Genomic DNA, 11,466 nt, shown 5'->3' on the forward strand with positions numbered 1-11,466 from the left:
CTGCATGCTATCGCCCGTGGCGACTCAACCATTGTCCGGCAAGAACCCGCGCTTTCGCGTCGGCCGTAAACACTGCCTCGAGGTCATCCACCGCAACCACCGGCTCGAGATTCAAGACTTCTTCGATGATACTCGCGATTTCCAGGTAGCGAACCCGCCCGTCGAGAAACGCGGCGACCGCCACTTCATTGGCGGCATTGAGCATTGCCGGGGCACTGTCGCCCGCCTCGGCTGCTTGCCGCGCCAGGCGCAAGCAAGGAAAACGCTGCTCGTCCGGCGCCTGAAAATCCAGACGGGCGATGGCAAACAGATCCAGCGGCGCCACCCCCGAATCAATACGCTCCGGCCAGGCCAGCGCATTTGATATAGGTGTGCGCATGTCGGGGTTACCCAACTGCGCCAGAACCGAGCCGTCGATATAGTCGACCAGCGAATGAATCACGCTCTGCGGATGAATCACAACCTCGACCTGCGACGGTTTTGCATCGAACAGCCAGCAGGCTTCGATGAGTTCCAGGCCCTTGTTCATCATGCTCGCCGAATCGACCGAAATCTTGCGGCCCATCGACCAGGTCGGGTGCGCGCAGGCCTGCTCGGGGGAAACATGCTCCAGGTCGGCCAAGGGCGTCTGCCGGAACGGACCGCCCGAGGCTGTCAGCAAAATCCGCCGGACACCCACCGCGCCAAGACCGCGGGAAAAGTCCGGCGGCATGCATTGAAAAATTGCGTTGTGCTCGCTGTCGATCGGCAGCAATACCGAGCCGCTTTTGCGCACGGCCTGCATGAACAAGGCACCGGACATGACCAGTGCTTCTTTATTGGCCAGCAGGATTTTCTTTCCGGCCTCGACCGCAGCCAATGTCGGACGCAAACCCGCCGCACCGACGATGGCCGCCATTACCGTATCGACTTCAGGATCAGACGCCACCTGACACAGACCTGCCTCTCCAACCAACACCCGGGTGGGGAGGCCGGCAACGCGCAAATCGTCTTGAAGAGTACGAGCAGCAGCCAACTCCGGCACCACCGCAAAGCGCGGCGCATGGCGCACGCACAATGCCAGCAACTCACTGAGGCGAGTGAAGCCACTCACAGCAAACACTTGGTAACGATCGGGATGCCTGGCAATGACATCGAGCGTGTTCAGACCAATCGAACCGGTGGCGCCAAGAACCGTAACCTGCTGAGGGCGACTCACGGCGCCGCCATCCACAACAACACAGCGAAGACCGGAATCGCAGCCGTCAGGCTATCAATGCGATCCAGTACGCCGCCGTGACCGGGCAGCAGATTACTGCTGTCCTTGATGCCGGACTGACGCTTGAACATGCTTTCAGTCAAATCGCCAACCACCGAGATGAACACGATAATCGCGGCGCCGATCAGACCGGTGAGGATCTGGCCGAAGCTCCAGTCACGAAACACACCGACGATAGCGGTCAGTACCAGGCTCAGCGCGAGACCGCCGTAGACACCTTCCCAGCTTTTGCCGGGACTGACGTGCGGAGCCAGTTTGCGTTTGCCAAATTTGCGCCCGGAGAAGTACGCGCCGATGTCGGCACCCCAGACCAGCACCATCACCGCCATGATCAGCCAGTTGCCCAATGGCGCCTGCTTGATCTGGACCAGACCTTGCCAGGCAGGCAGCAGGACCAGCAGACCGATCACCAGCTTGCAGGCGGCACTCGACCAATGCGCAGCCGAACCTGGATAAGTCAGCACCAGATATGTAGCCACCGCCCACCACAGCACGGCAGCCCCCAGCACCCAAGGTGCAAGGCCTGGCAGGATGTGCATGAAAAACAACATCACCGCGACAAGCGCAGCGTATCCAACGCGGGCCGACTGCGCGGCAAAACCTGCCAGGCGGGCCCACTCCCACGCGCCGAGCGTCACGACCAGCCCGATAAACAGGGCAAACCCGGTACCCTCAAGCAGGAAAAAGCCGCACAAGGCAATCGGCAGCAGGATCAGTGCAGTGATGATTCGTTGTTTAAGCATTAAACCCGGGCTCCAGCCTCGACCTGCTCGCTCGTTTTACCGAAGCGACGCTGGCGAGAAGCGAAATCGGCCAGCGCGGTGCGCATGGCGTCGTGTTTGAAGTCCGGCCAGAACAGGTCGGAGAAGTACAACTCGGCGTAAGCCAGCTGCCACAGCAGAAAATTACTGATGCGATGTTCGCCACCGGTACGGATGCACAGGTCCGGCAACGGCAGATCGCCGGTTGCCAGACAGGTTTGCAGCAGTTCCGGGGTGATGTCTTCCGGACGCAGATGCCCGGCCTGGACTTCGCGCGCCAGACGCTGCGCAGCCTGCGCGATGTCCCACTGACCACCGTAGTTGGCGGCGATTTGCAGGACAAAGCGGTTGGAGCCCGCCGTCATGGCCTCGGCCTCGCGCATGGCGACTTGCAGTTCCGGATGGAAGCGCGAGCGGTCGCCAATGATGCGCAGGCTGATGTTGTTGTCGTTGAGACGCTTGGCCTCGCGACGCAACGCCTTGAAAAACAGGTCCATCAAGGCGCTGACTTCATCCGCCGGACGCTGCCAGTTCTCGCTGGAGAAGGCAAACAGGGTCAACACCTCGACCTTGGCCTCGGCACACACCTCGATCACTGCACGAACGGCATCTACGCCGGCTTTATGCCCGGCGACACCCGGCATAAAGCGTTTTTTCGCCCAGCGATTGTTACCATCCATGATGATCGCGACATGGCGCGGCACCGCGGACGGCGCAGCCTGCTTGGTCTTTTCCATGAAAACGCGACCCTTATACGGCCATCAGGTCCGCTTCTTTTTGCTTGGTCGCTGCGTCGATATCGGCCTCAGCCTTATCGGTGAGCTTCTGGATATCGGTAGCAGCACGACGCTCTTCGTCTTCGCTGATTTCCTTGTCCTTGACCAGTTTTTTCAATTCACCCAATGCATCGCGACGAATGTTGCGCACGGCAACACGGGCGTCCTCGGCAGCGCTGCGAGCCTGCTTGGTGAAGCCCTTGCGGGTTTCTTCGGTCAGAGCAGGCATGGAGATCAGCAGCAACTCACCCAGGTTGGTCGGGTTGAGGTTCAAACCGGCGCTCTGGATCGCCTTGTCGACGGCAGCCAGCATATTGCGCTCGAATGCCACGACCTGGAGAGTGCGGGAGTCTTTTACAGTGACGTTGGCAACGCCGCTCAACGGGGTGTCGGCGCCATAGTAAGGCACCATTACGCTGCCCAGGATGCTTGGGTGAGCCTTGCCGGTACGAATCTGACCAAACGCGTGGGACAGAGATTCCAGGGATTTTTGCATGCGCTCTTGAGCGTCTTTCTTGATGTCGTTGATCATTGTTGGCCTTCCTCGATCAGGGTCCCTTCAGCGCCGCCATGTACGATGTTCAGCAGGGCGCCGGGCTTGTTCATGTTAAATACGCGCAATGGCATCTTGTGGTCGCGGCACAGGCAAATGGCCGTCAGATCCATCACGCCCAGCTTGCGATCCAGCACTTCATCATAAGTCAGATGATCGAACTTCTCGGCATGCGGGTCTTTGAACGGGTCAGCGGTGTAGACGCCATCGACCTTGGTCGCCTTGAGCACAACATCGGCGTCGATTTCGATTGCACGCAGGCAGGCTGCCGAATCCGTGGTGAAGAAAGGATTACCGGTACCGGCCGCAAAAATCACCACTTCCTTGGCGTTCAAATGGCGCATTGCTTTGCGACGATCGTAGTGATCAGTCACGCCAACCATGGAAATGGCCGACATCACGATGGCTGAGATATTGGCACGTTCCAGCGCATCGCGCATGGCCAGGGCGTTCATCACAGTGGCCAGCATGCCCATGTGATCTCCGGTAACCCGATCCATGCCGGCCGCGCTCAGCGCGGCACCGCGGAACAGGTTGCCGCCGCCGATCACCAGTCCGACCTGAACGCCGATGCCGACCAATTGGCCAACTTCCAGCGCCATGCGATCCAGGACTTTCGGATCGATCCCGAACTCTTCCGAGCCCATCAGGGCCTCGCCGCTAAGCTTGAGTAGAATGCGTTTATAGCGAGCCTGATAACCACTGCCCTGCTGAGCCATTGCGAATCTCTCCTGCGGCGTATTTTAAAAATTCTTTGCTAGCTGTTTACAGCTGGCGTTCACTCTAGCTTGGCGCTGCTTCAGCGCCATCGGAACATGGCTTTGTAAGCCAGTTCCTCAAGGAAACCAACAAAAATTGGTACCCCATCTGAAAAGAGGCTGCGCGCGTTAGCGGGCAGCCTCTTCAGGGCGACAGTTGAAAACTGTCTTATTGCTTGGCGGCAGCCAGCTGGGCAGCAACTTCTTCAGCGAAGTTGTCGACCGGCTTCTCGATGCCTTCGCCTACTTTGAAGTAGGTGAAAGAAACGATTTCAGCACCGGCTTTCTTGGCCAGTTCGCCAACCTTGATTTCAGGGTTCTTGACGAACGCCTGCTCAACCAGGCTTGCTTCAGCCAGGAACTTGCTGATGCGGCCTTTGACCATGTTTTCAACGATGTTCTCTGGCTTGCCAGCGATTTTGTCAGCGTTGAGGGTCAGGAATACGCCTTTCTCGCGCTCTACCGCTTCAGCGGAAACTTCCGATGGCAGCAGGAATTCCGGGTTGGTAGCCGCTACGTGCATGGCGATGTCTTTGGCCAGCTCAACGTCGCCGCCCTTCAGAACAACTGCAACACCGATCTTGTTGCCGTGCAGGTAACCACCAACAACATCACCTTCCACGCGAGCCAGGCGACGGATGTTGACGTTTTCGCCAACCTTGCCGACCAGTACCAGGCGATCAGCTTCTTGAGCTTCGATCAGCGGAGCGACGTCAGTCAGCTTGTCAGCGAAGGCTTTTTCAACGCTGGAAGCGACGAATGCCTTGAAGTCGTCCTGCAAAGCCAGGAAGTCGGTCTGCGAGTTCACTTCCAGCAGAACAGCGGACTTGCCGTCTTCTTTAAGAGCGATTGCGCCTTCAGCAGCAACGTTGCCTGCTTTCTTGGCAGCCTTGATGGCGCCCGAAGCACGCATGTCATCAATGGCTTTTTCGATGTCGCCGCCAGCCTTGGTCAAGGCCTTTTTGCAGTCCATCATGCCTTCGCCAGTACGCTCGCGCAGTTCTTTGACCAACGCTGCAGTAATCTCTGCCATTTCAAAATCCTCTTGGATAGGTTTTCAACCATTCCACCCGATCGATCGGGCGATCAATTCTTCCCCAACCACCCCTGTTAGCAGCTGCAAATTACAAATACTGTAAATGCGCCACCGGACAAATGGTTTTCGAGGTGGCAAAAAGGGGGCCAAGCCCCCTTTTTGCTTACTGAGTCAACGCCAGGGCGTCAATTACTCAGCTGCAGCTGCCGGAGCTTCTTCAACGAACTGCTCGGTGCCGCCAGCAACGTGGTTGCGACCGCGGATAACTGCGTCAGCCATCGAACCCATGTACAACTGGATAGCGCGGATTGCGTCATCGTTGCCCGGGATGATGTAGTCAACGCCTTCCGGGCTGCTGTTGGTATCGACGACGCCAATAACCGGGATGCCCAGCTTGTTGGCTTCGGTGATCGCGATGCGCTCGTGATCAACGTCGATAACGAACAGTGCGTCTGGCAGACCGCCCATGTCCTTGATACCACCCAGGGAACGATCGAGCTTCTCAAGATCGCGGGAGCGCATCAGCGCTTCTTTCTTGGTCAGCTTGGCGAACGTACCGTCTTCGGCTTGCACTTCAAGGTCACGCAGACGCTTGATGGAAGCACGGATGGTTTTGAAGTTGGTCAGCATGCCGCCCAACCAGCGGTGATCGACGTACGGCGAACCGCAACGTGCTGCTTCTTCAGCAACGATCTTGCCAGCGGAACGCTTGGTGCCGACGAACAGAATCTTGTTTTTGCCCTGGGCCAGACGCTCTACGAAAGTCAAAGCTTCGTTGAACATTGGCAGGGTTTTTTCAAGGTTGATAATGTGGATCTTGTTACGCGCGCCGAAAATGTACTTGCCCATTTTCGGGTTCCAGTAACGGGTCTGGTGGCCGAAGTGCACACCGGCCTTCAGCATATCGCGCATGTTGACTTGGGACATGATAGTTCCTTAATAAGTCGGGTTTGGCCTCCACGTATCCCAATGACCAACCAGCAGCATCAGCTGAAGGCACCCAGGTCATCGTGTCGACACGTGTGTGGATTTAAGCCTTCCGAGGTATCCCCGGAAAGCGGCGCATTTTATATCACAAGCCTGTAAAAAACGGAACCCGGATTCTCGATTCCTGATGCGCGCGTTCGCAGGCGCGCTTGGAATCACTCACCAATGCGCCTATCTATAAGGAGAAGCGACGTATAGAGGCTCAGATTTGCCCTTGTCGTCTGTTAGAATCGCGTTTTTCGGGCGGCGAGGATGCAATCGCACTTTGCCCGTTTCGTTTTAGCAAGCGCCCTCGAGCGCAGAGAGAGCCTGTATGACCGTCACCTTCAAAACACCGGAGGACATCGCAAAAATGCGTGTCGCCGGCAAACTGGCCGCCGATGTGCTGGAAATGATTGCCGAACATGTCAAACCCGGCGTCACCACGGAAGAGCTGGACCGCATTTGCCATGACTACATCGTCAACGAGCAAAAAGCCATCCCTGCCCCGCTCAACTACAAGGGCTACCCGAAGTCGATCTGCACCTCGATCAACCACGTGGTTTGCCACGGCATACCCAACGAGAAGCCGTTGAAAGACGGCGACACGCTGAACATTGACGTCACCGTGATCAAGGATGGTTACCACGGCGACACCAGCCGCATGTTCCACGTCGGTACGGTTCCGGTCTGGGCAGAGCGTCTTTCTCAAGTGACACAGGAATGCATGTACAAGGCGATCGAACTGGTCAAACCCGGCTGCCGCCTGGGCGATATCGGTGAAGTCATCCAGAAGCACGCGGAAAAAAATGGCTTTTCGGTGGTCCGCGAATTCTGCGGACACGGCATCGGCAAGGTGTTTCACGAGGAACCGCAGATCCTGCACTACGGCCGCGCGGGTACCGGCATGGAACTGCAAGCCGGCATGACGTTCACCATCGAGCCAATGATCAACCAGGGCAAGGCCGACACCAAGGTATTGGGCGACGGCTGGACCGCGATCACCAAGGATCGCAAGCTGTCGGCGCAGTGGGAACACACCCTGCTGGTCACCGAAACCGGTTACGAGATTTTCACCTTGCGGGCCGACGACACCATCGCGCGCATCTCGGCCTGATCCAGTCCTACTACCCCTAGCCTTATAGACAGGAATGCCAATCGATGCCGCAGGTGGATCCCGAACTCTTCGACCGTGGCCAGTTTCAGGCTGAACTGGCCCTGAAGGCCAGCCCGATCGCCGCTTTCAAGAAAGCGATCCGCCAGGCCCGCGAGGTGCTCGACGGGCGCTTTCGCAGCGGCCGGGAGATTCGCCGGCTGATCGAGGACCGTGCCTGGTTCGTCGACAACATCCTGCAAAAGGCCTGGGAGCAGTTTGACTGGAGCGAGGACGCCGACATCGCGCTGGTCGCGGTCGGCGGCTACGGCCGCGGCGAGCTGCACCCTTACTCCGATATCGACTTGCTGATTCTGCTGGACAGCGCCGACCACGAGATTTTTCGTGATTCCATCGAGCGTTTTCTGACCCTGCTGTGGGACATCGGCCTGGAAGTCGGTCAGAGCGTTCGCTCGGTGGACGAATGCGCAATTGAAGCCCGCGCCGACCTGACAGTGATCACCAACCTGATGGAAAGCCGCACCATTGCCGGGCCCGAGCGCTTGCGTCAGCGCATGCTGGATGTCACCAGCACCGCGCGGATGTGGCCGAGCAAGGAATTCTTCCTGGCCAAACGCGCCGAGCAGAAAGCCCGTCACCACAAGTACAACGACACTGAATACAACCTGGAACCCAACGTCAAAGGCTCACCCGGGGGCCTGCGCGATATCCAGACGATTCTGTGGGTGGCGCGTCGCCAATACGGCACCCTCAACCTCCGGGCGCTGGCTGGCGAAGGTTTTCTGGTCGAGAGCGAAAACACTCTGCTGGCCTCGTCCCAGGAGTTCCTGTGGAAAGTGCGTTACGCTCTGCACATGCTCGCCGGTCGCTCCGAAGACCGCTTGCTGTTCGATCATCAGCGTTCCATCGCCGGGCTGCTGGGGTTCGAAGGCGATGACGCCAAACAAGCCATCGAAAACTTCATGCAACAGTATTATCGAGTGGTCATGAGCATCGCCCAGCTCAGTGACCTGATCATCCAGCACTTCGAAGAAGTGATCCTCGCCCCCGAGGACGAAGCGCCGCCGACGCCCATCAATTCGCGGTTCCAGCTTCACGATGGCTACATCGAAGCGCGCAACGACAACGTGTTCCGCCGCACGCCGTTTGCCATGCTCGAAATCTTCGTGCTGATGGCCCAGCAGCCGGAAATCAAAGGCGTGCGTGCCGACACCATTCGCCTGCTACGGGAAAATCGCCATCTGATTGACGATGATTTCCGCAACGACATTCGCAACACCAGCCTGTTCATCGAACTGTTCAAGTGCAAAATCGGCATCCACCGCAACCTGCGCAGGATGAACCGCTACGGCATCCTCGGACGTTATCTGCCGGAATTCGGTTTTATCGTCGGCCAGATGCAGCATGACCTGTTCCACATTTATACCGTCGATGCGCACACGCTCAACTTGATCAAGCACTTGCGTAAGTTGCAGTACACCCAGGTGTCAGAAAAATTCCCGCTGGCCAGCAAGCTCATGGCCAAGCTGCCCAAGCCCGAACTGATATACCTCGCCGGCCTGTACCACGACATTGGCAAGGGACGGCATGGCGATCACTCGGAGATCGGCGCGGTGGATGCCGAGGCTTTCTGCCAGCGCCATCAACTGCCTGTGTGGGACAGTCGCCTGATTGTCTGGCTGGTGCAAAACCATCTGGTGATGTCGACCACCGCTCAGCGCAAGGACCTGTCTGACCCGCAGGTGATCCACGACTTCGCACAGATCGTCGGCGACGAAACGCACCTGGATTACCTGTATGTACTGACCGTCGCCGACATCAATGCAACCAACCCGACGCTGTGGAATTCCTGGCGCGCGAGCCTGTTGCGTCAGCTGTACACCGAGACCAAGCGGGCCTTGCGCCGCGGCCTGGAAAACCCGGTGGATCGTGAAATGCAGATCCGCCAGACGCAGAGCGCAGCGCTGGACATTCTGGTGCGCGGCGGGACGGACCCGGACGACGTCGAACAGTTGTGGTCGCAACTGGGCGATGACTATTTCCTGCGGCACACGGCCGGCGATGTTGCCTGGCACACCGACGCCATCCTCCAGCAGCCGGCCGATGGCGGCCCGCTGGTGCTGATCAAGGAGACCACTCAGCGCGAATTCGAAGGCGGCACGCAGATCTTCATCTATGCACCGGACCAGCACGACTTCTTCGCCGTGACGGTGGCTGCCATGGATCAGCTCAACCTGAACATTCACGACGCGCGAGTCATCACCTCGAGCAGCCAGTTCACCCTCGACACCTACATTGTGCTCGACACGGACGGCGATTCGATCGGCGACAATCCGACGCGAGTCAAACAGATCCGCGAAGGCCTGACTGAGGCCCTGCGTAACCCGGACGATTATCCGACGATCATCCAGCGTCGGGTGCCGCGCCAGCTCAAACATTTCGCGTTTGCGCCGCAGGTAACCATCCACAACGACGCCCAGCGCCCGGTGACCGTGCTGGAACTCAGCGCGCCGGATCGCCCGGGACTGCTAGCGCGGATCGGAACGATTTTCCTCGAGTTCGACCTGTCGCTGCAAAATGCCAAGATCGCCACGTTGGGCGAGCGCGTGGAAGACGTGTTCTTCATTACCGATGCCAACAATCAGCAACTGTCCGACCCATTGTTGTGCAGCCGTTTGCAGGATGCAATCGTCGAACAGCTGACAGTGAGCCAGGAACCCGAGATCAATTTGTCGCGTATCAGTATTTGAACCAAACCACTTTTCCTGTGGGAACGGACTTGGCGAGGCGAGCTTATTGTGGCGAGGGGGCTCGCCCCCGTTCGGCTGCGAAGCAGTCGTAAACCATTGCACGCGGTAGGCCTGTAAGACCGCGCTCTCAGGTTTAGGGGCCGCTTCGCAGCCCAACGGGGGCAAGCCCCCTCGCCACAAAAGCCGTGGAACCGCCTGTTACTCCCACATTCAAAGAGACCCCGCACCGATGAACAATGCTCTGAACCAGTTGCAGCCCTACCCGTTCGAGAAGCTCCGCGCCCTGCTCGGCAGTGTCACGCCTAACCCGGACAAGCGCCCGATCGCACTGTCCATCGGCGAGCCGAAGCACCGTTCGCCAGGCTTCGTCGCCGAAGCGTTGGCGAGCAATCTGGATCAGATGGCCGTCTACCCGACCACCCTCGGCGTTCCGGCTTTGCGCGAAGCCATTGCCGCCTGGTGCGAACGTCGTTTCGATGTACCCACTGGCTGGCTCGATCCGGCGCGCAATGTGCTGCCGGTCAACGGCACGCGTGAAGCGCTGTTCGCCTTCACTCAAACCGTGGTCAACCGGGGCGATGACGCGCTGGTGGTCAGCCCCAATCCCTTCTATCAGATCTACGAAGGTGCGGCCTTCCTTGCCGGGGCCAAACCGCACTACCTGCCGTGCCTGGATGAAAACGGCTTCAACCCGGATTTCGACGCCGTTTCGCCAGACATCTGGAAGCGTTGCCAGATCCTGTTCCTCTGCTCGCCCGGCAACCCGACAGGCGCGCTGATTCCGGTCGAAACCCTGAAAAAACTCATCGCGCTGGCTGATGAGTTCGACTTCGTGATCGCCGCTGACGAATGCTATAGCGAGCTGTACTTCGACGAACAAACGCCGCCGCCGGGTCTGCTCAGCGCCTGCGTGGAACTGGGTCGCAAAGACTTCAAGCGTTGCGTGGTTTTTCACAGCCTGTCCAAGCGTTCCAATCTGCCGGGCCTGCGCTCGGGGTTCGTCGCCGGCGATGCCGATATTCTCAAAGGCTTCCTGCTTTACCGCACTTACCATGGCTGTGCGATGCCGGTGCAGACGCAACTGGCCAGCGTGGCCGCGTGGAATGACGAAGCTCACGTGCGCGCCAACCGCGACCTGTACCGTGAAAAATACGATGCTGTTCTGGAAATTCTCGGCCCGGTCATGGACGTGCAGCGACCGGACGGTGGCTTCTATCTGTGGCCGAATGTAAATGGCGATGACGAAGCGTTCTGCCGTGATCTGTTTGTTCAACAGCACGTGACCGTGGTGCCGGGGTCTTACCTGTCCCGCGAAGTTGACGGTTTTAACCCCGGTGCCGGCCGCGTGCGCCTGGCGCTGGTTGCACCGTTGGCGGAATGTGTTGAGGCCGCCGAGCGCATTCGGGACTTCGTTCAGCGCCGCAAGTAACCCTCATTGCGGTCACCAGAGTCACTTCACCTGTCCCAGGTTGGCTTCGCTCAGGTCCAGATCCG

General features: G+C 58.7%; 10 protein-coding genes. 3 read left to right on the forward strand and 7 right to left on the reverse strand.

What is annotated here, in order from left to right:
* Nucleotides 1-7: 7 nt before the first annotated feature.
* The 7 genes from ispC to rpsB form a co-directional block, all read right to left on the reverse strand.
* Nucleotides 8-1,198 carry a 1-deoxy-D-xylulose-5-phosphate reductoisomerase gene (gene ispC, locus F8N12_RS19645; RefSeq protein ID WP_150580094.1) on the reverse strand — a complete coding sequence of 397 codons (1,191 nt, stop codon included), beginning with the start codon at nucleotides 1,196-1,198 and terminating at the stop codon, nucleotides 8-10.
* Entirely contained in the window at nucleotides 1,195-2,001 is an 807-nt protein-coding gene (locus F8N12_RS19650; RefSeq protein WP_150580095.1) for a phosphatidate cytidylyltransferase, read from the reverse strand. Before F8N12_RS19650 ends, ispC begins: the two co-directional genes overlap by 4 nt.
* Entirely contained in the window at nucleotides 2,001-2,756 is a 756-nt protein-coding gene (uppS, locus tag F8N12_RS19655; protein ID WP_150580096.1) for a polyprenyl diphosphate synthase, read from the reverse strand. The genes F8N12_RS19650 and uppS overlap by 1 nt, the downstream gene beginning before the upstream one ends.
* Nucleotides 2,757-2,769: 13 nt before the next feature.
* Nucleotides 2,770-3,327 (reverse strand): ribosome recycling factor, encoded by a 558-nt coding sequence (gene frr / locus F8N12_RS19660; protein ID WP_150580097.1) that lies wholly within the window; start codon nucleotides 3,325-3,327, stop codon nucleotides 2,770-2,772.
* Nucleotides 3,324-4,067 carry a UMP kinase gene (gene pyrH / locus F8N12_RS19665; RefSeq protein ID WP_003172271.1) on the reverse strand — a complete coding sequence of 248 codons (744 nt, stop codon included), beginning with the start codon at nucleotides 4,065-4,067 and terminating at the stop codon, nucleotides 3,324-3,326. Before pyrH ends, frr begins: the two co-directional genes overlap by 4 nt.
* 208 nt (nucleotides 4,068-4,275) lie before the next feature.
* Nucleotides 4,276-5,139 (reverse strand): translation elongation factor Ts, encoded by an 864-nt coding sequence (tsf, locus tag F8N12_RS19670; protein WP_028622556.1) that lies wholly within the window; start codon nucleotides 5,137-5,139, stop codon nucleotides 4,276-4,278.
* A gap of 192 nt (nucleotides 5,140-5,331) precedes the next feature.
* Complete coding sequence (gene rpsB, locus F8N12_RS19675; RefSeq protein ID WP_008028964.1) at nucleotides 5,332-6,069, reverse strand: 30S ribosomal protein S2; 738 nt, start codon at nucleotides 6,067-6,069, stop codon at nucleotides 5,332-5,334.
* Nucleotides 6,070-6,442: 373 nt separating this feature from the next.
* On the opposite strand from rpsB, the gene map reads away from it, so the two are divergent.
* The 3 genes from map (at nucleotide 6,443) to dapC (ending at nucleotide 11,401) form a co-directional block, all read left to right on the forward strand.
* Nucleotides 6,443-7,225: a type I methionyl aminopeptidase gene (gene map, locus F8N12_RS19680; protein ID WP_150580098.1), complete on the forward strand. Its 783-nt coding sequence runs from the start codon at nucleotides 6,443-6,445 to the stop codon at nucleotides 7,223-7,225.
* Nucleotides 7,226-7,269: 44 nt separating this feature from the next.
* Nucleotides 7,270-9,972: a [protein-PII] uridylyltransferase gene (locus tag F8N12_RS19685; RefSeq protein WP_150580099.1), complete on the forward strand. Its 2,703-nt coding sequence runs from the start codon at nucleotides 7,270-7,272 to the stop codon at nucleotides 9,970-9,972.
* Nucleotides 9,973-10,201: 229 nt separating this feature from the next.
* Nucleotides 10,202-11,401, forward strand: coding sequence for a succinyldiaminopimelate transaminase (gene dapC / locus F8N12_RS19695; protein WP_150580100.1), 1,200 nt, complete (start codon nucleotides 10,202-10,204; stop codon nucleotides 11,399-11,401).
* Nucleotides 11,402-11,466 lie beyond the last annotated feature (65 nt).

Source organism: Pseudomonas fluorescens, from assembly GCF_902497625.1.
Classification (GTDB): Bacteria; Pseudomonadota; Gammaproteobacteria; order Pseudomonadales; family Pseudomonadaceae; genus Aquipseudomonas; species Aquipseudomonas fluorescens_BQ.

Bases quoted from the DNA above. Each gene is read 5' to 3' on its own strand.
- F8N12_RS19650 (WP_150580095.1), bottom strand. From the start codon at position 2,001: ATGCTTAAACAACGAATCATCACTGCACTGATCCTGCTGCCGATTGCC.
- uppS (WP_150580096.1), bottom strand. From the start codon at position 2,756: ATGGAAAAGACCAAGCAGGCTGCGCCGTCCGCGGTGCCGCGCCATGTC.
- frr (WP_150580097.1), bottom strand. From the start codon at position 3,327: ATGATCAACGACATCAAGAAAGACGCTCAAGAGCGCATGCAAAAATCC.
- pyrH (WP_003172271.1), bottom strand. From the start codon at position 4,067: ATGGCTCAGCAGGGCAGTGGTTATCAGGCTCGCTATAAACGCATTCTA.
- tsf (WP_028622556.1), bottom strand. From the start codon at position 5,139: ATGGCAGAGATTACTGCAGCGTTGGTCAAAGAACTGCGCGAGCGTACT.
- rpsB (WP_008028964.1), bottom strand. From the start codon at position 6,069: ATGTCCCAAGTCAACATGCGCGATATGCTGAAGGCCGGTGTGCACTTC.
- map (WP_150580098.1), top strand. From the start codon at position 6,443: ATGACCGTCACCTTCAAAACACCGGAGGACATCGCAAAAATGCGTGTC.
- F8N12_RS19685 (WP_150580099.1), top strand. From the start codon at position 7,270: ATGCCGCAGGTGGATCCCGAACTCTTCGACCGTGGCCAGTTTCAGGCT.
- dapC (WP_150580100.1), top strand. From the start codon at position 10,202: ATGAACAATGCTCTGAACCAGTTGCAGCCCTACCCGTTCGAGAAGCTC.